We start from the raw sequence: 24,825 nt of genomic DNA on the forward strand, positions 1-24,825 counted from the left end.
CCGCACACCGCACACCGCACACCGCACACCGCACACCGCACACCGCACACCGCACGCCGACCGCCGACCGCCGACCGCGGCCGGCGTTGCGGTCAGCGAAACGTCAGTCGTCATCTTTGCCGAATTTCGATAACACGTCGTTTAATGACTCTCTAGCATCGATTCTCAGTCGCGCGGGCCGGCAGGCCGGCGCCTTTCAGGAGAATCCGATGAAAGCAGAGTCGAATGGCCGGCCCGCCGCCGGCGCCAAGTCGTCCGGCCAGCCCGTGCTGCAGCAGACGCTCGGGACCTGGCAACTGTGGGGCATCGCGGTCGGCCTCGTGATTTCCGGCGAATACTTCGGCTGGAGCTACGGCTGGGCGAGCGCGGGCACGCTGGGTTTCGTGATCACCGCGCTGTTCGTCGCGGCGATGTACACCACCTTCATCTTCAGCTTCACCGAACTGACGACGTCGATCCCGCACGCGGGCGGCCCGTTCGCGTATGCGCGCCGTGCGTTCGGCCCGACGGGCGGCTACCTGGCCGGCGCCGCGACGCTCGTCGAGTTCGTGTTCGCGCCGCCCGCGATCGCGCTCGCGATCGGCGCGTACCTGCACGTGCAGTTTCCGGGGCTCGAACCGAAACACGCGGCGATGGGCGCGTATCTCGTGTTCATGGCGCTGAACATCGTCGGCGTGCAGATCGCCGCGACGTTCGAGCTGGTCGTCACGCTGTTTGCGATCTTCGAGCTGCTGGTGTTCATGGGCGTCGTGTCGCCGGGCTTCGCGTGGAGCAACTTCATGAAGGGCGGCTGGTCGGGTGCCGATCATTTCAGCGTCGGCGCATTCCACGGGATGTTCGCGGCGATTCCGTTCGCGATCTGGTTCTTCCTCGCGATCGAAGGCGTCGCGATGGCCGCCGAGGAGGCGAAGAACCCGAAGCGCTCGATCCCGATCGCGTACGTGGCCGGCATCCTGACCCTCGTCGTGCTGGCGGTCGGCGTGATGGTGTTCGCCGGCGGCGCGGGCGACTGGACCAAGCTCGCGAACATCAACGACCCGCTGCCGCAGGCGATGAAGTACATCGTCGGCGCGAACAGCGGCTGGATGCACATGCTCGTGTGGCTCGGGCTGTTCGGGCTCGTCGCGTCGTTCCACGGGATCATCCTCGGCTATTCGCGCCAGATCTTCGCGCTGGCCCGCGAAGGCTACCTGCCCGAATGGCTCGCGAAGGTGCATCCGCGCTTCAAGACGCCTTACCGCGCGATCCTCGCGGGCGGCGTGGTCGGGATTGCCGCGATCTACAGCGACGAGCTGATCCAGTTCGGCGGCCAGACGCTCACCGCGAACATCGTGACGATGTCGGTGTTCGGCGCGATCGTGATGTATATCGTAAGCATGGCGGCACTGTTCAAGCTGCGCCGTTCGCAGCCGAACATGGCGCGGCCGTTCCGCGCGCCGCTGTACCCGTTCTTCCCGGCATTCGCGATCGTCGCGGCCCTCGTTTGCCTCGGGACGATGGTGGTTTTCAACGGGCTGGTGGCGATGGTGTTCGTCGCGTTCCTCGCGCTCGGCTACGCGTACTTCCTCGCGACCCGTTCGCAGCGCGCGAGCGCGCCGGCCGACGTGCTGCTCGAGGAATGAGCCTGGCGAACCCGAACGGCCGTTCCTGACGGCATCCGGCGCGCCCCGTCGAACGGGCGCGCCGTCGGCGTTCGGCAAGGATGGGAAAGGACTGGCAAGGAGATTCGAACGATGTCCTATACGGAGACGATCGGCCCGCGCACGTACCGCTTCGCGGACCTGAAGACGCTGCTCGCGAAGGCGAGCCCGCTGCGCTCCGGCGACCAGCTCGCCGGCGTCGCGGCGGCGAGCGAGGAGGAGCGCGTCGCCGCGAAGATCGCGCTCGCGGGCGTGCCGCTGAAGGCGTTCCTGAACGAAGCGGTGATTCCGTACGAACACGACGAGGTCACGCGCCTGATCCTCGACGATCACGACGCGGCCGCGTTCGCGGAAATCTCGCACCTGACGGTCGGCGACTTCCGCAACTGGCTGCTGTCGCCCGCGGCCGACGGCGCCGCGCTCGAGCGGATCGCGCCGGGCCTCACGCCCGAGATGGTCGCGGCCGTGTCGAAGCTGATGCGCAACCAGGACCTGATCGCGGCCGCGAGGAAGCGTCGCGTCGTCACGCGCTTTCGCAACACGGTCGGGCTCGCCGGCCGGATGTCGGTGCGGCTGCAGCCGAACCACCCGACCGACGACGTGAAGGGCATCGCCGCGTCGATGCTCGACGGGCTGATGTACGGCTGCGGCGACGCGATGATCGGCATCAACCCGGCGACCGACAGCCTCGCGGCGATCGTGAAGCTGCTCGCGATGATCGACGCGTTCCGCGAGCGCTACGGCGTGCCGACGCAGTCGTGTGTGCTCACTCACGTGACCAACACGATCGCGGCGATCGAGAAGGGCGCGCCGGTCGACCTGGTGTTCCAGTCGATCGCGGGCACCGAGAAGGCGAACGCGAGCTTCGGGATCTCGCTCGCGCTGCTCGGCGAGGCGCGCGAGGCCGCGTTGTCGCTCGGGCGCGGCACCGTCGGCAACAACCTGATGTACTTCGAGACGGGCCAGGGCAGCGCGCTGTCGGCGAACGCGCACTTCGGCGTCGACCAGCAGACCTGCGAGGTGCGTGCGTATGCGGTGGCGCGCAAGTTCGACCCGTTCCTCGTGAACACGGTGGTCGGCTTCATCGGGCCCGAATACCTGTACGACGGCAAGCAGATCATCCGCGCGGGGCTCGAGGATCATTTCTGCGGCAAGCTGCTCGGCGTGCCGATGGGCTGCGACATCTGCTACACGAATCACGCGGAAGCCGATCAGGACGACATGGACACGCTGCTCACGCTGCTGGGTGCGGCCGGCATCAACTTCATCATGGGCATTCCGGGCGCGGACGACGTGATGCTGAACTACCAGAGCACGTCGTTTCACGACCAGCTCTACGTGCGCGAGGTGCTCGGCCTGCGCCGCGCGCCCGAGTTCGAGGAATGGCTCGAGACGATGGAAATCGCCGACGCGCACGGCGCGCTGCGCGCGGCAACGTCGCGCGTGCCGCTGCTCGCGGGCGCGAACGACTGGATGGGGATTTCCGCATGAGCGACGCCGTGGAAAAGAACCCGTGGGCGCAGCTGAAGTCGTTCACGAATGCGCGGATCGCGCTCGGCCGCGCGGGCAACAGCCTGCCGACCGCGCCGCTGCTCGCGTTCAACCTGTCGCACGCGCAGGCGCGCGACGCCGTGCACCAGCCGCTCGACGCGGACGCGCTGCGGCGCGAGATCGAGGCGGCCGGCCTGCTGCCGACGCTCGGCGTGCAGAGCGCCGCGCCGGACCGCGACCACTATCTGCGCCGGCCCGATCTCGGCCGCAAGCTGTCGGACGACAGCCGCGGGCTGCTGGCCGGCTACGGCGCGGCGCTCGACGATGCGCCGGACGTCGTGTTCGTGGTCGGCGACGGGCTGTCGGCGTTCGCGGCCGCGAAACAGGCGCTGCCGCTGCTGCGGGCCGTGTGCCCGCGGCTCGACGCGGACGGCTGGCGGATCGGGCCGGTGGTGGTCGCGACGCAGGCGCGCGTCGCGCTCGGCGACGAGATCGGCGAGCTGCTGCGCGCGCAGGTCGTCGCGATGCTGATCGGCGAGCGGCCGGGGCTCAGTTCGCCGGACAGCCTCGGCGTGTACCTGACCTGGGCGCCGAAGGTCGGCTGCCACGACGCACTGCGCAACTGCATCTCGAACGTGCGGCCCGAAGGGCTGCCGCATGCCGCCGCCGCGCACAAGCTGCATTACCTGATGACGCATGCGCGCCGGCTCGGCCTGACGGGCGTCGGGCTGAAGGACGACAGCGATGCGCTGTTGCCGCAGGCGGAAGCGGAGCGGATCGGCACGGAATGACGGGGCGACCGTGCGGCGCGCGCCGTTCGTCTACTTGAACAGCCGCTCGCACAGGAAGTCGACGAACACGCGCAGCTTCGGCGACAACTGCCGGCTCGACGGCCACACGATCGAGAACTGCCCCGGCGCGATCCGGTAGTCGTCGAGCACGGTGACGAGCGCGCCCGTGTCCAGCGCGTCGCGCGCGAGGAAGTCGGGCATGTAGCCGATGCCGAGCCCCGCCATGACCGCGCCGCGCAGCGCTTCCATGTTGTTGCAGGTCATCGCGGTGCGCAGCTTCAGCGGCGTGCCGTCGTCGGCGGCGAGCGCCCAGTCCTGCAGCTTCCCCGTGGTCGGAAAGCAGTAGCGCACGCAATCGTGCGCTTCGAGATCGTGCGGCGCCCGCGGCGTGCCGGCCTGCGCGAGATACGCGGGCGTTGCGCACAGCACGAACGCGAACGGGCCGAGCCGCCGCGACATCAGGCTCGAATCCGACAGCGGACCGCTGCGGATCACCGCGTCGAAACCGCCTTCGACGACATCGACCATCCGGTCGTTGAAATCCAGGTCGAGTTCCACATCCGGATAGCGCTGCCTGAATTCGGGCAGCACCGGCAGCAGGAACCGGTAGCCGATCACCGGCAGGCTCACGCGCAGCTTGCCGCGCGGGCGTTGCGCGGATGCCGTCACGGTCGCTTCCGCGTCGCGAAAATCCTCGAGGATCCGCTGGCAGCGTTCGTAGAAATGGCGGCCTTCGTCGGTCAGCGTGACGCGCCGCGTCGTGCGGTTGAACAGGCGCACGCCGAGTGACTGCTCGAGCCGCGCGATCGTCTTGCCGACGGCGGAGGCGGAAATGCCGAGCGCACGGCCGGCCGCGACGAAGCTGAGCGCTTCGGCGGTGCGGACGAAGGCGGCGATGCCGTTCAGGTTTTCCATCGACGGGAGTGGGTTGGCAGGAGGCGGGTCATTGCGGAATTCTAGTTCGTTATATCCGGAGTCTTGCGTGGTTTTTCGATAATTGAATCGGATTTATCTTTTATCGCGCTTGAGGCGCATCCGCGCCCCCTTTTCGAGGAGCGATGATGGATCACCCGTTTTCAGCTGATTCAGCCCGGTCGGCGCACCGGCGCGCATGGGTGCTGGCTGCCGTCTGCATGGCCGCCGTCGCGCTGCCGCTGTCGTTTTCGGGCGGCGCGGTCGCGACGCCCGCGATCGGGCGCGACCTGCACGGCGGCACGGTCGCGATGAACTGGATCACCAACGCGTTCATGCTCGCGTTCGGCAGTTTCCTGATGGCGGCGGGCGCGCTGGCCGACCAGTTCGGCCGCAAGCGCGTGTTCGCGATCGGCGTCGGCGGTTTCACGCTGATGTCGGTCGCACTCGCGTTCGCGCCGTCGATGCGCGCGGTCGACCTGCTGCGCGCCGCGCAGGGGCTCGCGGCGGCCGCGGCGCTCGCGGGCGGCACGGCCGCGCTCGCGCAGGAGTTCGACGGCGCGGCGCGCACGCGCGCGTTCAGCCTGCTCGGCACGACCTTCGGGATCGGGCTCGCGTTCGGGCCCGTGCTCGCCGGCGCCCTGATCGCGCACTACGGCTGGCGCGCGATCTTCGTCACGGGCGCGGCGGCCGGCGCCTTGTCACTCGCGGTCGGGCTGCCGCGCATGCACGAGTCGCGCGATCCGCACGCGACGGGGCTCGACTGGCCCGGCACGGCCGCGTTCACCGCCGCGCTCACGTTGTTCACGTTCGGCGTGATCGAGGCGCCCGCGCGCGGCTGGACGCATCCGCTCGTCGTCATGCTGCTGGCGGGCGCGGCGCTCGGCGCATGCGCGTTCGTCGCGATCGAGACGCGCGTCGCGCGGCCGATGCTCGACCTGTCGCTGTTCCGGATTCCGCGCTTCGTCGGCGTGCAGGTGCTGCCGGTGTCGACCTGCTGCTGCTACATCGTGCTGCTCGTCGTGCTGCCGCTGCGCTTCATCGGCATCGACGGCTTCAGCGAGATCGGCGCGGGCTGGCTGATGCTCGCGATCTCCGCGCCGATGCTCGTCGTGCCGCTCGTCGCGGCGACGCTCACGCGCTGGCTGTCGGCCGGCGTGATCTCGGGGCTCGGGCTCCTGCTCGCGGCGGCGGGCCTCGTGTGGCTGGGCGCCGCGCTGCGCGGCGGCGCGGGGCCGGCGGCGATCGCGCCGATGCTCGCGATCGGCGTCGGAGCCGGCATGCCGTGGGGGCTGATGGACGGGCTGTCGGTCAGCGTCGTGCCGAAAGAGCGCGCGGGGATGGCGACCGGGATCTTCAGCACGACGCGCGTGGCGGGCGAGGGGATCGCGCTCGCGATCGTCGGCGCGGTGCTGGCGACGCTTGCGCACGCCGATTTGCGGCAGGCGGTGGCGGGCACGTCCGATGCGACGCTGCGGGCGGCCGCGCGGCTCGCGACCGGCGACCTCGGCGGCGCGGCGGCCGTGTTGCCGGGCGTCGAGCGTGCGGCGCTGCTCGCGAGCTATACGCACGCGTTCGATCGGCTGCTGATCGGGCTTGCGGTTGTCACGGTGCTGTGCGCGGGCGTGGTGTTCGCGTTTCTCGGTGCGCGGCCGGCGGTTGCGGAAGGGCGCGGCGATGACGGTGCGCCGCCGCATGGCGAAGCGCCGGCGCGACGCCGCAACGAACCGGCGTGTGCGCAGGCAAACGGGCGGTGAGCTGTGTATCGGAAATTGCAGACAGCGCCCGCCTATCCTGCGATCACGCGTATTCGCGTACTGACGATCGGCCCCGCGCGTGGATGATCGTTGAGCGTTGAATTGCCGCGCATGCGTCTATCGGCGATGGCGTTGAAGTGCGCCTGTATCGACGACCCGCCCGGCGTATCACGCGGCACAAGCGGCCGCAGCGTCGCGCCGGCTCGTGCATGCCCGCTCTACTGCTGCGACGGCATGGCGCCGCGTATCACGCCAGCGCGAGCGGCGGCAGCGCCGCATCGGCCCGGGCCTGCACGCTGTCCACTTCAACGACCACATGGCGCAGCGCATCCGGCCACAGATGCGCATGGCTTCCCGCCGCCTCGTCGATCGTCGCGCGCCCCTGCACGAGCCACGTCGTCTGCCCGACGAAATCGACGAACAGCAGCGCGATCGCCGGATTCACGAGCAGGTTGCCGATCGTGTTGAACAGGTTGTTGCCCGCGAAGTCGGGCAGCACGAGCGTACGGCGATCGGGCAGGTCGACGAGCGGGGCGAACGAACCGTCCGCGCGCGGCTGCCGGCCGCGATACGAGCAATCGCTGTCGCCCGCCGCGTTCGCGGTCGCGACGATCAGGAATGCCTGTGCGCGGATGAACGCGACGGCGTCGTCGCTGAGGGGGCCGGGGTCGTTCATGGTGTCGGTCGGCGCGTGGCCGCTGCGTGCGGATCCGCGTTCCGCACGCAAGCGACATGCCACGCGGCGCGCGGGGCGCGCAGCGACGCGTGCACGGGTGCGCTGTGAAAAAACCGAACACCCGCCGCGCCGCTGTGCCGTCGCGGTGTTCAGAATCGGTACACTCGTTGCCCGTGCGCGGGTACCGCGCCCGGCGGGCGGCCGGACGCACCGCTCCTGTTCCATTCTCGCCCGGTGTGGCACGCATGTTGCGTAAACCGAGGCAGCGCGATCCAACCGGCGCTGCATTCACACAAGCACGATGAACAGGAGACATGTATGAACCCGTTTGACCTGAAGCAACTGGGCCTCGACGTCGAATATCCGTATCGTCAGCAGTACGACAACTACATCGGCGGCAAGTGGGTTCCGCCGGTGAAGGGCGAGTATTTCGAGAACGTGTCGCCGATCAACGGCAAGCCGTTCTGCCGCGTGCCGCGCTCGGGCGCCGACGACATCGAGCTCGCGCTCGATGCCGCGCACGCCGCGCGCCGCAAGTGGGGCAAGACGTCGGTCGCCGAGCGCGCCAACCTGCTGCTCGCCGCCGCCGACCGGATGGAAAAGAGCCTGAAGCTGCTGGCCGTGGCCGAGACGATCGACAACGGCAAGCCGCTGCGCGAGACGATGGCGGCCGACCTGCCGCTCGCGGTCGACCACTTCCGCTATTTCGCGGGCTGCATCCGCGCGCAGGAAGGCGGCATTTCCGAGATCGACGACAACACCGTCGCCTATCACTTCCACGAGCCGCTCGGCGTCGTCGGCCAGATCATCCCGTGGAACTTCCCGCTGCTGATGGCCGCGTGGAAGCTCGCGCCGGCGCTCGCGGCCGGCTGCTGCGTGGTGATGAAGCCGGCCGAGCAGACGCCCGCGTCGGTGCTGGTGCTGATGGAGCTGATCGGCGACCTGTTCCCGGCCGGCACGATCAACATCGTGAACGGCTTCGGCAAGGAAGCGGGCGAGGCGCTCGCGACCAGCAAGCGGATCGCGAAGATCGCGTTCACCGGCTCGACGCCGGTCGGCAAGCACATCCTGCGCACGGCGGCCGAGAACCTGATCCCGTCGACGGTCGAACTCGGCGGCAAGAGCCCGAACATCTTCTTCGCCGACGTGCTCGACCAGGACGACGCGTTCCTCGACAAGACGCTCGAAGGCCTCGCGATGTTCGCGCTGAACCAGGGCGAAGTGTGCACGTGCCCGTCGCGGATCCTGATCCAGGAGTCGATCTACGAGAAGTTCATCGAGAAGGCCGTCGCGCGCGTCGAGCGCATCAAGGCCGGCCACCCGCTCGACCTGCAGACGATGATCGGCGCGCAGGCGTCGCAGCAGCAGCTCGACAAGATCCTGTCGTACATCGACATCGGCCGCGGCGAAGGCGCGCAATGCCTGACGGGCGGCGAGCGCACGGCACCGGCGGCCGACCTCGGCACGGGCTACTACGTGAAGCCGACGATGCTGCTCGGCAACAACAAGATGCGCGTGTTCCAGGAAGAGATCTTCGGGCCGGTCGCGTCGGTGATGACGTTCAAGGACGAGCAGGAAGCGATCGAACTCGCGAACGACACGTTCTACGGGCTCGGCGCGGGCGTGTGGACGCGCAACGGCACGCGTGCGTACCGGATGGGCCGCGAGATCGAGGCCGGCCGCGTGTGGACCAACTGCTACCACCTGTACCCGGCGCACGCGGCGTTCGGCGGCTACAAGCAGTCGGGCATCGGTCGCGAGACGCACAAGATGGCGCTGTCGAACTATCAGCAGACGAAGTGCCTGCTGGTCAGCTACCAGGCCGAGGCGCTCGGGTTCTTCTGATCGCCGGAGCAGGTGGCGAAGTGCCGGGGCCGGCCGGGCGGCAGCGCAACGCTGCCCGGTATGGCGGCCGGTTCCGGACGGCGGCGACGCGTCCTGCGCCGGCTTTCCGCGGAAGGTGCGACGGCCGGGCGATGGCTGTCCGGCCGCCGGGCGGTGTCCGCGGCGAGGCGGCAATGTGCTGACGACCGTTCGTCCGGTACTTCGCCGTGTTCGCGTTTCGAGATTCGATACGAGGCGTCGGCCGTGCGTCGCTGGCGGCCGGCCTCGGCAACCGCTCCGGCCGTCGCGCGTTCGCGGCCGCATTGCGCACCGATGGCCCCGACGGAAACCCGCATGGCAGAACCGCCCCGATCCATTTCGCGTCACCCGGTGTTTCACGCGGGCGAACTCGACGCCCATCACCGGTTCGGCGTCGCCGACGAAGCCGAGCGGATGAGCGACGTCGTGACGACGCGGCTGAGCATCGGCGTGCGCCAGTTCGTCGAATCGCAGCCGTTCATGTTCGTCGGCACGACGTGCGGCGGCGCGGCGCGCGTGACCTGCGACATCGTGCAGGGCCTGCGCGACGCGAACGGCGATCTGTGGCCGGTCGTGCGCGTGATCGACACGAAGACGCTGCGCTTCGCGCTGCCGACGCACGGCGACGGCAACCGGATCGATGCGCTCGCGTGCGACGGCAGCGGCGTCGGGCTGCTGTTCATCGATTTCGTGCGCGGCATCCGCTACCGGATCAACGGCCTCGCGACGTTGCGGACCGATCTGCAGGAAGCGGACGCGGCGCCCTGGCGGGCGGGCAGTCCGATCGTCGAACTGGCGGTCGCGCAGGCGTACGGCAACTGCGGCACGCGGGTCGTGCGGTTGAGGCCGGGCGCGTAGCGCGTGGCCGGGCCCCCCGGCGGCGCAGGCCGCACCCGCGCGGTGCGCGGAACGCCGCCCCCGGGTGCGCCCGCATGGCGCGCATCGGCCGCACGGCGTGGAATGACGGGCTTGTCGCCGGACCGCGCGGTTCGGCACGGGACTTGCGTGATGGACGCGGTCCCGGGCAGGTGAGGAGAACACGATGGATCAACGAGTGGAGTGCATGGCCGAGCCGACGGCCGAAGACACGCGATGCAGCGCGCAGGGTGACGACGCGCTGGCCGGCCAGGCCGTGGTCAGCGTCGCGCACGATGCCGACGAGCAGGCGCGCAACCTGATCGGCTGGCGGCAGACCTACGACCAGCTCGCGGCCGGCCGCTTCGTCGGCACGCTGACCGAGCTGCCGCTCGACACGATGAAGCTGTTTCGCGAATCGACCAGCCACCTGCTGCGGCAGGCGTGCGAGGTGCGCGGCGACGCGTACTGGTTCGGCATCCCGCTGGTCAGCGACGGCACCGCGCGCGTCGATGCGTGCCGCATCGGGCCCGGCGCACTCGCGTTCCGGCCCGGCAACGTCGAATTCGAACTGCTGACGCCCGCGCAGTTCTCGATCTACGGCGTCGTCGTGCGCGGCGACGTGCTGCGCCGTTACGCGGAGGAAGTCGAACGCCGCGCGCTCGACGAGCGGCTGTTCACGCAGCGCGTGATCCAGGTCGGCGATACGCGGCTCGCGCGCCTGTGCGCGCTGCTCGGCCGCCGGCTCGACGGCGCGGCGGCCGTGGGCGGGCCGCTGCCCGACGCGCAGCGCGACGACCTGCAGGCCGAGGTGCTGGCCGCGCTGTTCGACGCGTGCGCGCAACCGGCGGACGACGGTGCCGGCGGCGCGCCGTCGACGCGGCGCTGGATCGTCGAGCAGGCGCGCGACTACGTGCTCGCGCACCGCACGCGCCCGGTCGGCGTGCCCGAGCTGTGCGAGCAGTTGCTCGTGAGCCGGCGCACGCTGCAGTACTGCTTCCAGGACGTGCTCGGCATGGCGCCCGCGACCTACCTGCGCACGCTGCGGCTGAACGGCGCGCGGCGCGACCTGTGCGGGCGGGCGGCCGGCTCGGTGCAGGACGTCGCGGAGGCGTGGGGCTTCTGGCACCTGAGCCAGTTCGCGACCGACTACCGGCGGCTGTTCGGCAAGCGGCCGTCGGAGACGCTGCGCGATCGTGCCGTGATGGTGACGGCCGGGTGAACGGGGCGGCGGCGCGTGGATGCCGCCGCGCGTTCGATCTTTCAGGCGACTTCCGTTTTTCTATTCGGCCGCGGCGGCCGCTTCGCGTGGCGCCGGCCACGGCAATGCATCCCAGTCGATCGCCCGGTAAGCGGCCTCGACCGCCGCGAGATCGTCCGGCCGCTCGCTGCGATGCAGCCCATGCAATTCGGCCGGCACGTCGAGCGCGACCGGCACGCAGTGCGGATAGTTGCGCACGCGCAGCGCCGGCCCGATCGTCGTGAAGCAGCCGAGCGTCGGCACGTCGAAGCCGTCCGCGAGATGCAGCGCGGCCGTGTCGGGCGCGAACAGCACGCTGGCACCCTTCACCCAGGCAATGAAGCGCGCGGTGTCGGTCGCGTCGCGGCTCGCATCGACGTAGGCGGGATGTGCGACGGGGCCGAACCCGACCACCGGCAGCCCGTAACGCCGCACGAGTCGCGCCACGAATGCCGCGCGCAGCGCGGGCGGCACGCTGCGCACCGCGGTGCTCGCGGCCGGGCAGAACAACACGTATGGCCGCTGCCATTCGGCCGGCAGCGCGGGCAGCCGCAGTCGCGCGAGCCAGCGATTGCGCTTCGCCGCGGCGGGCACCGTGGCCGGATCCACGCCCAGTGCGTCGAGAAAGAAGTCGATCATCGGCTGCCGCGCGAACGCGGGCCAGTACAGGTGATTGCCGAGATCGATGCACGGCGCGTGCGCGGGCAGCGCGTCGACGGCATACGGCAGCGCCCGCGACGGCGCGACGACGTCGGCCGCGAGCGCATACAGCGCGTCGACGTAGCGCGGCGCGCGGGCCGGCCGGTACAGCGTGAAGCGCAGGCCGGGATGCATCGCGCGCAGCGCGGCGAGGGCGGTCAGCCCGATCACCGAGTCGCCGAGCGCGACGCCCATCCCGTTGATCACGTGCACGTCCGGCGTGCGGTCGTAGTCGAGCCGGAACGGCCGATGGACGGCATGCAGCAGGCCGAGCGCCGGCGCGGCCGGCACGTAGCCTTCCGCGCGATCGCTGCCGTGCTCGAGGTCGTAGGGCGCGACGAGCGTACCGTCGGGCGCGAGCAGCGTGCCGCGGTAGACGAGCGCATCGTCGTGCGACAACGCGAGGCCGGCCGGTGCGGCGCACATTCCCACGGTCATTCGCCGCGTGCGCGGCGGCCCTGCTCGCGGATCTGCTCGAGCGTCGCGGCCGGCGTGCTGGCGTCCTGCGGGATGCGGATCTCGATCAGCGCCGGCAGCCCGCAGGTCAGTGCACGTTCCAGTGCCGGCGCGAAGTCGGCGGTGCGCTCTACCGTCTCGCCATGCGCGCCGAACGCGCGCGCATACGCGGCGAAATCGGGGTTCGTGAGCCCCGTGCCGTGCACGCGGCCCGGGTAGTTGCGCTCCTGATGCATGCGGATCGTGCCGAAATGCCCGTTGTTGACGACGATCGTGACGATGTTCAGCCCATACTGCATCGCGGTCGCGAGCTCGTTGCCGGCCATCATGAAGCAGCCGTCCCCAGCGAGCGCGACGACGGCCCGCGCCGGATACAGCGACTTCGCGGCGAGCGCGGCGGGCAGCCCGTAGCCCATCGCGCCGCTGGTCGGCGCGAGCTGCGAGCGGAAGTGCCGGTACGCGAAGTGGCGATGCAACCAGATCGCATAGTTGCCGGCGCCGTTGGTCAGGATCGCGTCGTGCGGCAGGCGCTCGCGCAACTGCACCATCACGTCGCCGAGCTGGACGTCGCCGGACATCGGCAGCGGCGCATGCCATTCGCGGTACGCGCGGTGCGCATCGGCGGCCGTGCCGGCCCACGCGGGGGGCGCCGGCGGTTCGAGCGCGGCGAGCGGCGCCGCGATCTCCGGCATCCCCGACACGATCGGCAGGTCGGCCGCATACACGCGGCCGAGCTCGTCGGCGCCCTGGTGCACGTGGATCAGCGTCTGGCGCGTCTTCGGGATGTCGAGCAGCGTATAGCCGCCCGTCGTCGCTTCGCCGAGGCGCGGGCCGAGCACCAGCAGCAGGTCGGCGTCGCGGATCCGCTTGCCGAGCGCGGGATTGATCCCGAGGCCGACGTCGCCCGCGTAGTTCGGATGCGCATTGTCGAAGGTGTCCTGGAAGCGGAACGCGCACGCGACCGGCAGCTGCCAGCGCTCGATGAAGGTGCGCAGGTTCGCGCATGCGTCGGGCGTCCAGCCGCTGCCGCCGACGATCACGAACGGCCGCTCGGCGCGCGCGAGCCGTTCGCGCAACTCATCGAGCTGCGCGGCCGACGGCGACGCCGCGACGCGTTTCGCGGCCGGCACGACGGGCTGCGACACGCACGCTTCGGACAGCACGTCCTCCGGCAGCGCGAGCACGACCGGGCCGGGGCGGCCGGACGTCGCGACGTGGAACGCGTGGCTCAGGTATTCGGGAATGCGGCGCGGGTCGTCGATCTGCGCGACCCATTTGGCCATCTGGCCGAACATCCGGCGGTAGTCGATTTCCTGGAAGGCTTCACGGTCGAGGTGCTCGCGTGCGCACTGGCCGACGAACAGGATCATCGGCGTCGAGTCCTGGAACGCGGTGTGCACGCCGATCGACGCATGGGTCGCGCCGGGCCCGCGCGTGACGAACGCGATGCCGGGGCGGCCGGTCAGCTTGCCGACCGCCTCGGCCATGTTCGCGGCCGCCGCTTCGTGCCGGCAGACGACCGTCTGGATGCGCGCGGTGTCGTCCGCCAGCGCGTCGAGTACGGCGAGGAAGCTCTCGCCGGGCACGCAGAACACGCGTTCGACGTGATTGGCGAGCAACGCATCGACGAGCAGGCGCGCACCGGTGGTGGCGCGCGGCTCGAGATCCTTGGAATGCGACATGGGCTGCCGTCTCCCTGGGTAGCGGGACGTACAGCTTACGCCCGTTGGCGGGCCGGTGAAAAGTGCCGGAACGTGGATGGTTCGGGTCGCGCGCCCCGGCTTCGGATAGCCGAACGGCCAGCTTGTGCGCGCTTGCACGACGGTGGAAAGTGAGCGCTACGGATGTCGGGCCGGGCGGCTGTCTCGATGCTGCATGCCCGACGGCAGTGGCCGTGATGCACGATATCTACCGCCGGCTCGCCTGCCGGGGGAGGTGAGGCTGGATTGGTGTGTCGCTGTTGGCCGGCGAATCGATGTTGGCGGATCGATCAGAATTCCACGGGAAGGCGTGTTATGTACACACATGGATTTACATTGCGCGTCGCGCTGTATAATGTACATCCTGTGTACATCCGGCGAGAGGTCGACATGCATACCACGAGGGTATTTCGGAACGGCAACTCGCAGGCCGTGCGAATTCCTGCGGACCTTGCTTATGAGCGCAGCGATATCGAACTGGAAATCGAGCGCGTGGGTGACGAAATCCGTATTCGGCCGACACGGCGGCCGTTGACCCACGTACTTGAGAAATTCGCGAAATTCGGACCGGATTTCATGGTCGAAGGGCGTGGCGACCAGGAGCAAGCCGATCGCGAGGGGTTGTGATGCCGCGCTATATGCTCGACACCAACATGTGCATCTATCTGATGAAGAATCAGCCTGAGCAGGTGGCGAAACGATTTGCGCAGTGCTACACGGGGGAGGTCGTGATGTCGGCGATTACGTATGCCGAGCTCGAGTACGGCGTCGCCGCATGTGCGAGTCCTGCGCGGGCGCGTCGCAATCTTGCCGCGCTGATCGACGATATTCCCGTTGCTCCGTTCGACGTCGCGGCTGCGCAAGCGTACGGTCCGGTCCGCGACGCAACCCGCGAGCGGAAGAAGGATCATCTCGACAAATTGATCGCCGCGCATGCGGTGTCGCTCGATGTGGCCCTCGTGACCAACAACGAGCGGGATTTTGTCAGCTACCCGGGATTGCGGCTGGAGAACTGGCTGAACGATTAATGTCCGCTGCTGCGTCCGACGGTAATGCGGGATATCGATCCGCCCCGCATTGCCGCCGGATCCGGCATCAGCACTCGACGATATTCACCGCCAGCCCGCCGCGCGACGTTTCCTTGTACTTCGTCTTCATGTCGGCGCCCGTCTCGCGCATCGTCTTGATCACCGAGTCGAGCGACACGTAGTGCGAGCCGTCGCCGCGCAGCGCCATGCGCGCCGCGTTGACGGCCTTCACCGACGCCATCGCGTTGCGCTCGATGCACGGGATCTGCACCATCCCGCCGACCGGGTCGCAGGTGAGGCCGAGGTTGTGCTCCATCCCGATCTCGGCCGCGTTCTCGACCTGGCGCGGCGTGCCGCCGAGCACGGCCGCGAGCGCGCCGGCCGCCATCGAGCACGCGACGCCCACTTCGCCCTGGCAGCCCACTTCCGCACCCGAAATCGATGCGTTGAGCTTGTACAGAATGCCGATCGCGGCGGCCGTCAGCAGGAAGTCGATCACGCCCTGTTCGTTCGCGCCCGGCGTGAAGCGCGTGTAGTAGTGCAGCACGGCGGGGATGATGCCGGCCGCGCCGTTGGTCGGCGCGGTGACGACGCGGCCGCCGGCCGCGTTTTCCTCGTTGACCGCGATCGCGTACAGGTTGATCCAGTCGACCATCGACAGCGGATCCTGCAGCGCCTGTTCGGGGTTGCCGGTCAGCGCGCGATACAGCTGCGGCGCGCGCCGCTTGACCTGGAGCGGGCCGGGCAGGTTGCCGTCGGCGTCCGGGTTGCCGATCCCGCAGCCGCGCGACACGCACGACTGCATCACGGCCCAGATCTTCAGCAACCCGTCGCGCGTCTCTTCCTCGGTGTGCCACGCGCGCTCGTTTTCCCACATCAGCTGCGCGATCGATTTGCCGGTCGACTCGGTCAGCGCAAGCAGCTCGGCGCCGGTGCGGAACGGGTGCGCCATCTGCTCGGCCGCGCTCAGCACCTTCGTGTTCGGCGCGCCGGCCGTCACGACGAAGCCGCCGCCGACCGACAGGTAGGTGCGCTCGACCAGCACGTCGCCGTTCGCGTCGGACGCGCGCAGCTTCATCCCGTTCGGGTGCTCGGGCAGCGCCTGCCGGTAGAACGCGATGTTCTCCTTCAGCACGAACGGCACCGGATGCGTGCCGAGCAGCGCGAGCTTCTTCGACTTGCGGACGTCTTCGAGCCGCGCGTCGATCGTGTCGGGAACGACGGTGTCGGGCGCGTCACCGAGCAGTCCGAGCATCACGCCGCGGTCGGTGCCGTGGCCCTTGCCGGTCGCGCCGAGCGAGCCGTACAGCTCGACCTTCACATTGGCCGTCGCGTCGAGCAGCCCGTCGTGCTCGAGGCCCTGGACGAACATCAGCGCCGCGCGCATCGGTCCGACCGTATGCGAACTGGACGGGCCGATGCCGATCTTGAAGAGGTCAAACACGCTGACTGCCATTTCGATTCCTGCCTTGCTTTAAGAATAATGCTAGCGCGCCTGCAATGGCAGGCACGCGGCCAGCCACGCCGGCGGCATGACGGATAACTGCCGCGCGACGCGGGCATAGCGCCCGTCGAGCCGCGCGGCCAGATGAAAGAGTTCAGTGGCGTTTTTCGGGTCCCACTGCCCCGCGTAGCCCGGCAAGCCGGCTTCGCGGCGCTTCGCGTCGAACGGCACCGGCGAATTCACGAATTCCTCGTGCGTCTTCTCGCCGAGCGCGTACGGCACGAGCCAGTCGAGCGCGGCCGCGAGCGTCGCGCCGTTCGCGCCGCGCTCGCGCAGCCAGTTGCGGTTGAAGCGGCGCGCGGCGAGCGCGGCCGTCACCAGCGGCTGCAGGTCGTACACCGCGTAGTGCAGCGCATCGCGTTCGTCGAAATCCCAGGTCTTGCCGTCCGGGCCGATGTTGTCGGCGAGATGCTCGACGAACAGCCGCTGGGCGGCGTTCATCATCCTGCGGTCGCCGAGCGTGAACGCGGACAGCGCGATCAGCTTGATCCGGTGGCTCTGCCAGTTGTTGCGCCACGTGCCGGCGAGCGGGCGCTTCTGCGCGTCGATCTGCGCGACATAGCCGGCGCCGAGCTTCGCGATGAACGCCGCGGTCGCGTTGCGCGTCTTGACCGGCAGCGCGCTCGCCGTCATGTCGTACGCGACGATCAGGCTGTCGAAGCGCGTCTCGTCGATCGGGTTGAAGCTCGGCTGGTAGGTCGACACCCACGCGGACAGGAAGCGGTCGACGAGCTGCAGGTAGCGCGGCGCATTCGTCACGCGCCACGCGAGCGCGGCGTCGCGCATCAGCTCCATGTCCTTCAGCGCGTCGGCGCTCTGGTCGTGGATGCCCTCGTGCGGCAACGTGCCCTCGGTGTGCACGCGCGGCATCGCCTTCGGCTGCTCGCCGATGCGCGCGTCGACGCTGCGGATCAACGCCTGCACCCCCGGCTCGGCCTGGGTCGTCTCGCTCGCCTGCAGCGCGGGCGCCGCGCAGAAATTCATCGCCGCGCGCGCGCTGCCGGCCGTACCGAGGCCGGCGGCGGCAAACGACAGCGACGCGACGAGCAGCGGCATGAAGCGGCGCGTGCGCGGCCGCTCCTGCGTTGCACCATGGCCCGGAAACATCGGACGCACCATGCGGAACTCCTTGATTGGCTGGATCGCGTGTGATGTTAGCCGGATTGGCGGACGCGCGTGAACCGGATGACCGGGCGGCGAATGCAAAAACCGCACGCAACCTGCGGTTGCGTGCGGTGTGGTCACGACCGGACTCCGGCGCGCGGCGGGCGTTATGCGTATTCCGACATCGGCACGCACGAGCAGAACAGGTTGCGGTCGCCGTAAGCGTTGTCCGCACGGCCGACCGGCGGCCAGTACTTGTTCGTGCCGAGCGAGGCGACCGGGTACGCCGCCTGCTCGCGCGAGTACGCGTGCGGCCATTCGTTCGCGGTGACGACGGCTGCCGTGTGCGGCGCGTGACGCAGCGGGTTGTCCTCGCGGTCGGCGCGGCCTTCCTCGACCGCGCGGATTTCGTCGCGGATCGCGATCATCGCGGCGATGAAGCGGTCGAGTTCTTCCTGCGATTCCGATTCGGTCGGTTCGACCATCAGCGTGCCCGGCACCGGGAAGCTCATCGTCGGCGCGTGGAAGCCGTAGTCCATCAGGCGCTTCGCGACGTCGTCGACGCTGATGCCGCTCGTGTCCTTGATCGGACGCAGGTCGAGAATGCACTCGTGCGCGACCAGCCCGCCCGGGCCCGAGTACAGCACCGGGTAGTGCGGCGCGAGGCGCTTCGCGATGTAGTTCGCGTTGAGGATCGCGGTTTCGGTGGCGGCGGTCAGGTTCTTCGCGCCCATCATCGCGATGTACATCCACGAGATCGGCAGGATCGACGCCGAGCCGTACGGCGCGGCCGATACCGCGCCGATGCCTTCCTCGCCGCGCGCGTAGCCGCTCGAACGCTGGTTCGGCAGGAACTTCGCGAGGTGCGCGCCGACCGCGACCGGGCCGACGCCCGGGCCGCCGCCGCCGTGCGGGATGCAGAAGGTCTTGTGCAGGTTCAGGTGCGACACGTCGCCGCCGAACTGGCCCGGCGCGGTCAGGCCGACCATCGCGTTCATGTTCGCGCCGTCGACGTATACCTGGCCGCCATGCGCGTGGACGATCTCGCAGATCTCGCGGACGTTCTGCTCGAACACGCCGTGCGTCGACGGATACGTGATCATGATCGCCGCGAGGTCGTTCGCGTGCTGCTCGGCCTTCGCCTTCAGGTCGTCGATGTCGACGTTGCCCTGCGCGTCGCAGGCGACGACCACGACCTTCATGCCGGCCATGTGGGCGGACGCCGGGTTCGTGCCGTGCGCGGACGCCGGGATCAGGCACACGTCGCGATGCGCTTCGCCGCGCGATGCGTGGTACGCGTGGATGATCAGCAGGCCCGCGTACTCGCCCTGCGAGCCGGCGTTCGGCTGCAGCGACACGGCCGCGTAGCCGGTGGCCGCGACGAGCATCTGCTCGAGCTGGTCGATCATCTCGCGGTAGCCGGCGGTCTGCTCGGCCGGCGCGAACGGGTGGATCGCGCCGAATTCGGGCCATGTGACCGGCAGCATTTCCGACGTCGCATTCAGCTTCATCGTGCACGAGCCGAGCGGGATCATCGAGCGGTCGAGCGCCAGATCCTTGTCCGACAGGCTGCGCAGGTAGCGCAGCATTTCGGTTTCGGAATGATGGCGGTTGAACACGTGGTGCGTCAGGTACGCGCTCGTGCGCTCGAGGCCGGCCGGCAGCGCGGCGACGCCGGCGAGGCCCGCATCCAGCGCGTCGACGCCCGGCGCGGTGCCGCCCGCGGCCTGCGCGAACACGGCGAGGAGATCGGCGAGGTCGTCGCGGGTCGTCGTTTCGTCGACCGACACGCCGACTTGCGTGTCGCTCACGCGGCGCAGGTTGATGCGCGCGGCCTTCGCGAATGCGTGGACCTGCGCGGTGCGCGAGCCGGTGTCGATCGTCAGCGTGTCGAAGAACGTGTCGTTGACGGTCGCGAAGCCAAGCTGCTTCACGCCGGCGGCGAGGAGCGCCGCGATGCGGTTCACGCGCAGCGCGATCGTCTTCAGGCCGTGCGGGCCGTGGTAGACCGCGTACATGCTCGCCATGATCGCGAGCAGCGCCTGCGCGGTACACACGTTCGACGTCGCCTTCTCGCGGCGGATGTGCTGTTCGCGGGTCTGCAGCGCGAGGCGCAGCGCGGGCTTGCCCTGCGCGTCGACGGTCACGCCGACGAGGCGGCCCGGCATCTGGCGCTTGAATTCGTCACGCACGGCCATGTAGGCGGCGTGCGGGCCGCCGAAGCCCATCGGCACGCCGAAGCGCTGCGTGTTGCCGACCGCGACGTCCGCGCCCCATTCGCCGGGCGGCGTCAGTACGGTCAGCGCGAGCAGGTCGGCCGCGACGACGACGTGGCCGCCGGCCGCGTGGATCGCTTCGGTGAGCGCGCGGTAGTCGCGCACGTCGCCGTTCACGCCCGGGTATTGCAGCAGCACGCCGAACGCGTTGGCCTGCGCGGCGTCGGCCGCCGGGCCCGTCTTGACCTCGATGCCGATCGGCAGCGCGCGCGTGCGGATCACTTCGAGCGTCTGCGGCAGCACGTCGTCGGCGACGTAGAACACGTTCGACGCCGGCTTGCCGGTGCGCTGCAGCAGCGTCATCGCTTCGGCCGCGGCGGTGGCTTCATCCAGCAGCGACGCGTTCGAGATCGCGAGGCCCGTGAGGTCGGCGACCATCTGCTGGAAGTTCAGGAGCGCCTCGAGGCGACCCTGGGAAATTTCGGGCTGGTACGGCGTGTAGGCCGTGTACCACGCCGGGTTTTCGAGCACGTTGCGCAGGATCACGGCCGGCGTGTGCGAGTCGTAATAGCCCTGGCCGATATACGAGCGGAACACCTGGTTCTTGTCCGCGAGGGCGCGCAGCGCGGCGAGGGCTTCGGCCTCGCTTTTCGGTTGCGCGAACGGGCCGAGCGGCAGCGCTTCGGCACGGCGGATCGAGGCCGGGATCACGGCGTCGATCAGCGCGGCGCGCGACGCGAAGCCGAGCGTGTCGAGCATGGCCTGCTGGCTGGCGGCATCGGGGCCGATGTGGCGTTCTGCGAACGCGTCGTGCGTTTCGAGCGCGGCGAGCGAGAGGGGCGTGCGGTTCATCAGGCGGTCCGGGTGTTCGAGCTTCATGGCGTGACTCTGGTCCCGCGCGGGCCGGCTGGCCGGCCGCGCACGGTTCGGGTAAGGAAAATTAGTCGATCAGCTTGCTGTAGGCGGCAGCGTCGAGCAGGGTGTCGGTCGATGCGTCGGCCGCGAGCTTGATCTTGAACAGCCAGGCGTCGTACGCGTCGCCATTCACCTCTTCCGGTGCGTCGGCCACGTCCGTGTTGATCGCGACCACTTCGCCGGTCACGGGCGAGTAGATGTCCGACGCGGCTTTCACCGATTCGACGACGCCGATGGCGTCGCCTGCCTTGACCTGCGTGCCGACTTTCGGCAACTCGAGGAACACGATGTCGCCAAGTGTGTTCTGCGCGTGATCGGTGATGCCGACCGTCAGCGTGCCGTCTGCCTCGGTGCGGATCCACTCGTGTTCGTCGGTGTATTTCAGCTCGGCCGGGACGTTGCTCATCGGATGCTCCTGGATAAAAGATGTGTTCGTTATGCTGGCGCGCCGCCGGGACGCGCCGGATGGGGTTGCGCCGGGCGCCATTTCCCGGCTTTCCGGGAGGCGGGCCCCCGGTCGTTACGCAGCGAGGACCTTGCCGTTGCGCACGAACGGCAGTTTTACCACGCGCGCGGGAAGTTGCTTGTCTCGAATCTGCACATGAATGGTGTCGCCGACCTGGACGGCCGCCGGCACGCGCGCGAACGCGATCGATTCCTGCATCGACGGCGAGAACGTGCCGCTCGTGATCTCGCCTTCGCCGTGCGGCGTGACGACTTTCTGGTGCGCGCGCAGCACGCCGCCCGCCTTGCCGTTTTCCTTCAGCAGGATCAGGCCGACGAACGCGGCGCGCGTGCCGTCGCGCTCGAGCGCGGCGCGGCCGACGAACTCGCGCGGCGCCGACAGGTCGACCGTCCACGCGAGGCCGGCGTCGAGCGGGGACACGGTCTCGTCCATGTCCTGGCCGTACAGGTTCATGCCGGCCTCGAGGCGCAGCGTGTCGCGGGCGCCGAGCCCGCACGGGCGCACGCCGTTTTGCTGCAGCGCGGTCCACAGCGCTTCGACGTGCACGGCCGGGACGATCACTTCGAAGCCGTCTTCGCCGGTGTAGCCGGTGCGCGCGACGGTGAGATCGCCGAACGGCGTGCCGGCGACCTGCGCGGCGTTGAACGGCTTCAGTTCGCTGGTCGCGGCGCGCGCGGCGGGCACCGTCGTCCAGACTTTTTCGCGGGCGTTCGGGCCCTGGACGGCGACGATCGCGAAATCGCGGCGCGGCGCGATGGTCAGGCCGTAGCCGCCTTGTTCGTTGAGCTGGTTGAACCACGCGATGTCCTTCTCGGCCGTGCCGGCGTTGACGACGACGCGGAAGAAGTCTTCGGTGAAGTAATAGACGATCAGGTCGTCGATGACGCCGCCCTGCGGATTGAGCAGGCACGAGTAGAGCGCCTTGCCGGGGGTCTTGAGCTTGCCGACGTGGTTCGCGATCGCGTGCTCGAAGAACGCGCGCACGCGGCTGCCGGTGAAGTCGACGACGCACATGTGCGACACGTCGAACATGCCGGCGTCGGTGCGCACGGCTTCGTGTTCTTCGATCTGCGAGCCGTAGTTGACGGGCATGTCCCAGCCGCCGAAGTCGACCATGCGGGCATTGAGCGCGCGGTGCGCGGCGTTGAGCGGGGTGTGATTCAGGGCAGTCATCGAGGCCTCAGGCAAGGCGCTTGCGCGCGGGTCAGAACGGCCATGTGCCGACCGTCGCGGCCATGGCCTGCGAAGCGATCCGGTACATGCCCCTCTGTCCTCGATACCTGAGAGATTGCGTTGCGGGCAAGGCCGGCGAACGCGCGCCCCTTCGGTGGGCAGCTTGCCCGCGCTGCATGTGCGCAACGGGCTACTGCCGCTCTCCAGAGTGCGGGGAGTGCGGCCCGCGCAATGCGCGGACGGGATTCCCCGACGCGGTCGGTCCTTTTGCCTGAGAGTTTGCGGGTGTGCCCCTTCGGCGGCGCGACCGGCGTTGCTAGCTACGCGGTCACACGCTCTCCCGACGCGTGCGGGCGACTGTACGCGAGCAGGTGGGCATTGTCAATTTGAGCAAAAGCATGTCGCTTCGCGACATGCGGCGGCGCGGGCCGCCGCCGTTTTTTGCCGGCACCGGCGCAGGCCGGCATGGCGGGTCATTGCTCGCCGATCGCGCGCGCGGCCGTGTCGAGTTCCTGGTTCAGCACGCGCTGCTCGTCGCCGGACAGGCCGCCGTTGTGCTGGGTCGACATGTCGTTCGCTTCCTGGCGGATCACGTCGAGGCGGTGGTGCAGCTGCGCGCCGTACGGCGGCGGGTAGTAGCCGCCGTTGACGCGTGCGTCGATCCGGCGGTGCAGGTTGTCGATCCGGACCTGGACCTCCTGCAGGCGGTCGTTCGCGACGACCTGCGGATTCGGTCGCGGCGGGGGCGGGGGCGCCTGCCGGACCGGCCGCTGCGGCTGCACGACACAGGCCGCGAGCGAGGAAACCAGGACGCAGCATGCCGCTGCGCGAATCAACCGTTGCATTACATTCTCCTGACGGTTTGGTGTCGGATCGACTTTTCGAGAAACGCTTCAGACCGGACGACCGCTGACTTTCGTTCCCGCACCATTTGTAACGGAATGTTCGGGAGCGTGCCGCCGGGGCGGCTCACGCATGGCCGCCGCCGGCGTGCGGCGCGGCGCGGGATGACGCGGGAGGGCGGCTGCGGCCGGATCGGCGCCGACCCGGCCGGCGGCCGTCAGACGGTGCGGCGCACGAACGGCACCCGGCGGCCTTCGTGCTCGCTCTGCGCGGCGAGCTCGATGATCGTCATCACGTCGACCGCGTCCTGCGGCGTGACCGGGAACGGCGCGCCGTCGTGGACCGACGCCGCGAGCGTGCGATAGAACTCCGCATACTGGCCGTCGAGCGTCGGCACCGGCCGCTCGAGCTCGACGTCGCCGTCGAGCGTGCGCAGCACGCCGGGCGGGTTGCCGCCGCCGAACTCGACGTGGTCCGGCGTGAGACCGGCCTTCAACTGGTCTTCCTGCGTGTCGAGCCCGAACTTCTGGTAGCTGCCGCGCGTGCCGTGCAGCGTGAAGCGCGCGGGCTCGATCGCCGACAGCGCGCTCGCGTGCAGCGCGACGTCCTTGTCCGGATAGCCGAGCAGCAGGTGCACGAAGTCGGGCGCCGTGCCGTTGTCGCGGCGCGTCTTGACCGTGGCGCTGACCGTTTCCGGCAGCCCGAACAGCGCGAGCGCCTGGTCGATCAGGTGCGGGCCGAGGTCAAGCAGCAGGCCGCCGCCGCGTGCGGGCTCCTCGCGCCAGCGCGTGCGCGGCGTCGGCCGGAAGCGGTCGAAGTGCGACGCGAAATAGGTGAGCCGGCCGAGTTCGCCGGATTCGACGACGCGGCGCACGGTGAGGAAGTCGCCGTCCCAGCGGCGGTTGTGGAACGGCGCGAACAGGCGGCTGCGCGCGTTCGCGAGCCGCGCGAGCGCGAGCGCTTCGTCGGCGGTGAGCGTGACGGGCTTGTCGACGACGACGTGGCGGCCGGCTTCGAGCACCTGGCGCGCGAGCGTGAAGTGCGTGTCGTTCGGCGTGGCGATCACCACGCAGTCGATGTCGTCGAGGCGGAGCATCGTATCGAGATCGGGGACGATGCGCGCGCCCGGATACGCGGCGCGTGCGCGATCGGGCTGCCCGGTCGCGATCGCGGCGACCTCGGTGCGGCCGCTCGTGGCGATCACGGGCGCGTGGAACGTCGCGCCGGCGAAACCGAAACCCATCAAACCAATCCTGAGCAATGACGACATGGCAATCCCTGGCTGCGAACGAAACGAAAGGATGGCGCGCCGTGGAGGCGCGAGGACGACCGGCTATTTTGGCATGGCGCGGCGGCCCGCACCGACGCGTTCGGCAAAACGCACGGCAGGGTGCGGCGCACGCGCGGCCGCGGCCGGCGTTTGGCGCGGCACGGGAGCGCACTGCGCGCGGCCGGCCGTGGGACCGGTGCTGCCGCGCCGACGTGCGTCCATTGTG

Annotated in this window: 20 protein-coding genes and 2 riboswitches; of the genes, 9 read left to right on the top strand and 11 right to left on the bottom strand. The window is 69.5% G+C overall.

The features are described from left to right. The first annotated feature begins 209 nt into the window (after window positions 1–209). The 3 genes from eat (at window position 210) to eutC (ending at window position 3,922) form a co-directional block, all read left to right on the top strand. Window positions 210–1,622, top strand: a complete 1,413-nt coding sequence (gene eat / locus DIE21_RS32840; protein WP_124501580.1) for an ethanolamine permease — start codon at window positions 210–212, stop codon at window positions 1,620–1,622. A 111-nt stretch (window positions 1,623–1,733) separates the two neighbouring features. Beyond that, window positions 1,734–3,131, top strand: a complete 1,398-nt coding sequence (locus DIE21_RS32845) for an ethanolamine ammonia-lyase subunit EutB (RefSeq protein ID WP_124501581.1) — start codon at window positions 1,734–1,736, stop codon at window positions 3,129–3,131. Beyond that, window positions 3,128–3,922 (top strand): ethanolamine ammonia-lyase subunit EutC, encoded by a 795-nt coding sequence (gene eutC, locus DIE21_RS32850; protein ID WP_124501582.1) that lies wholly within the window; start codon window positions 3,128–3,130, stop codon window positions 3,920–3,922. Before DIE21_RS32845 ends, eutC begins: the two co-directional genes overlap by 4 nt. Window positions 3,923–3,952: 30 nt before the next feature. On the opposite strand, the gene DIE21_RS32855 is transcribed toward eutC, so the two are convergent. Further along, window positions 3,953–4,837, bottom strand: a complete 885-nt coding sequence (locus tag DIE21_RS32855; protein WP_124501583.1) for a LysR family transcriptional regulator — start codon at window positions 4,835–4,837, stop codon at window positions 3,953–3,955. Window positions 4,838–4,983: 146 nt separating this feature from the next. Here DIE21_RS32855 and DIE21_RS32860 point away from each other — a divergent pair, with 146 nt between their 5' ends. Beyond that, on the top strand, window positions 4,984–6,591 hold the full coding sequence (locus tag DIE21_RS32860) for an MFS transporter (protein WP_124501584.1): 1,608 nt from the start codon (window positions 4,984–4,986) through the stop codon (window positions 6,589–6,591). A gap of 247 nt (window positions 6,592–6,838) precedes the next feature. On the opposite strand, the gene DIE21_RS32865 is transcribed toward DIE21_RS32860, so the two are convergent. Then, window positions 6,839–7,267 carry a pyridoxamine 5'-phosphate oxidase family protein gene (locus DIE21_RS32865; RefSeq protein ID WP_124501585.1) on the bottom strand — a complete coding sequence of 143 codons (429 nt, stop codon included), beginning with the start codon at window positions 7,265–7,267 and terminating at the stop codon, window positions 6,839–6,841. Between the two features lie 318 nt (window positions 7,268–7,585). On the opposite strand from DIE21_RS32865, the gene DIE21_RS32870 reads away from it, so the two are divergent. The 3 genes from DIE21_RS32870 to DIE21_RS32885 all read left to right on the top strand — a co-directional run bounded on the left by DIE21_RS32870 (window position 7,586) and on the right by DIE21_RS32885 (window position 11,207). Beyond that, window positions 7,586–9,112: an aldehyde dehydrogenase family protein gene (locus DIE21_RS32870; RefSeq protein ID WP_124501586.1), complete on the top strand. Its 1,527-nt coding sequence runs from the start codon at window positions 7,586–7,588 to the stop codon at window positions 9,110–9,112. A 333-nt stretch (window positions 9,113–9,445) separates the two neighbouring features. Further along, the gene (locus DIE21_RS32875; protein ID WP_124501587.1) at window positions 9,446–9,988 is read left to right on the top strand and encodes a hypothetical protein; all 543 of its coding nucleotides are present in this window, start codon (window positions 9,446–9,448) and stop codon (window positions 9,986–9,988) included. 184 nt (window positions 9,989–10,172) lie between these two features. Further along, entirely contained in the window at window positions 10,173–11,207 is a 1,035-nt protein-coding gene (locus DIE21_RS32885) for a helix-turn-helix domain-containing protein (RefSeq protein ID WP_124501588.1), read from the top strand. 60 nt (window positions 11,208–11,267) lie between these two features. On the opposite strand, the gene DIE21_RS32890 is transcribed toward DIE21_RS32885, so the two are convergent. After that, entirely contained in the window at window positions 11,268–12,362 is a 1,095-nt protein-coding gene (locus DIE21_RS32890) for a glycosyltransferase family 9 protein (protein WP_124501589.1), read from the bottom strand. Beyond that, window positions 12,359–14,062, bottom strand: coding sequence for a thiamine pyrophosphate-binding protein (locus DIE21_RS32895; protein WP_124501590.1), 1,704 nt, complete (start codon window positions 14,060–14,062; stop codon window positions 12,359–12,361). The genes DIE21_RS32890 and DIE21_RS32895 overlap by 4 nt, the downstream gene beginning before the upstream one ends. Window positions 14,063–14,470: 408 nt before the next feature. On the opposite strand from DIE21_RS32895, the gene vapB reads away from it, so the two are divergent. Together vapB and DIE21_RS32905 are read left to right on the top strand one after the other, a co-directional pair. Beyond that, the gene (gene vapB / locus DIE21_RS32900; protein WP_124501591.1) at window positions 14,471–14,707 is read left to right on the top strand and encodes a type II toxin-antitoxin system VapB family antitoxin; all 237 of its coding nucleotides are present in this window, start codon (window positions 14,471–14,473) and stop codon (window positions 14,705–14,707) included. Beyond that, the gene (locus DIE21_RS32905) at window positions 14,707–15,108 is read left to right on the top strand and encodes a type II toxin-antitoxin system VapC family toxin (RefSeq protein ID WP_124501592.1); all 402 of its coding nucleotides are present in this window, start codon (window positions 14,707–14,709) and stop codon (window positions 15,106–15,108) included. Before vapB ends, DIE21_RS32905 begins: the two co-directional genes overlap by 1 nt. Window positions 15,109–15,175: 67 nt before the next feature. On the opposite strand, the gene DIE21_RS32910 is transcribed toward DIE21_RS32905, so the two are convergent. The 7 genes from DIE21_RS32910 to DIE21_RS32940 form a co-directional block, all read right to left on the bottom strand. Further along, a complete protein-coding gene (locus DIE21_RS32910; RefSeq protein ID WP_124501593.1) occupies window positions 15,176–16,564 on the bottom strand; it encodes an L-serine ammonia-lyase in 1,389 nt (462 codons plus the stop codon). Window positions 16,565–16,594: 30 nt separating this feature from the next. After that, window positions 16,595–17,731: an alginate lyase family protein gene (locus tag DIE21_RS32915; protein WP_124501594.1), complete on the bottom strand. Its 1,137-nt coding sequence runs from the start codon at window positions 17,729–17,731 to the stop codon at window positions 16,595–16,597. A 152-nt stretch (window positions 17,732–17,883) separates the two neighbouring features. Then, the gene (gcvP, locus tag DIE21_RS32920; protein WP_124501595.1) at window positions 17,884–20,811 is read right to left on the bottom strand and encodes an aminomethyl-transferring glycine dehydrogenase; all 2,928 of its coding nucleotides are present in this window, start codon (window positions 20,809–20,811) and stop codon (window positions 17,884–17,886) included. A gap of 61 nt (window positions 20,812–20,872) precedes the next feature. Continuing rightward, window positions 20,873–21,253, bottom strand: coding sequence for a glycine cleavage system protein GcvH (gene gcvH / locus DIE21_RS32925; RefSeq protein WP_124501596.1), 381 nt, complete (start codon window positions 21,251–21,253; stop codon window positions 20,873–20,875). Between the two features lie 114 nt (window positions 21,254–21,367). Beyond that, complete coding sequence (gcvT, locus tag DIE21_RS32930; protein ID WP_124501597.1) at window positions 21,368–22,486, bottom strand: glycine cleavage system aminomethyltransferase GcvT; 1,119 nt, start codon at window positions 22,484–22,486, stop codon at window positions 21,368–21,370. Between the two features lie 84 nt (window positions 22,487–22,570). Further along, window positions 22,571–22,703: riboswitch (glycine riboswitch) on the bottom strand. A gap of 31 nt (window positions 22,704–22,734) precedes the next feature. Then, window positions 22,735–22,839, bottom strand: a riboswitch (glycine riboswitch). Window positions 22,840–22,959: 120 nt separating this feature from the next. Next, complete coding sequence (locus tag DIE21_RS32935) at window positions 22,960–23,331, bottom strand: hypothetical protein (RefSeq protein WP_124501598.1); 372 nt, start codon at window positions 23,329–23,331, stop codon at window positions 22,960–22,962. A gap of 215 nt (window positions 23,332–23,546) precedes the next feature. Further along, window positions 23,547–24,599 carry an oxidoreductase gene (locus DIE21_RS32940; protein WP_124501599.1) on the bottom strand — a complete coding sequence of 351 codons (1,053 nt, stop codon included), beginning with the start codon at window positions 24,597–24,599 and terminating at the stop codon, window positions 23,547–23,549. Window positions 24,600–24,825: the final 226 nt, after the last annotated feature.

The organism is Burkholderia sp. Bp9140 (genome assembly GCF_003853425.1).
GTDB lineage: Bacteria > Pseudomonadota > Gammaproteobacteria > Burkholderiales > Burkholderiaceae > Burkholderia.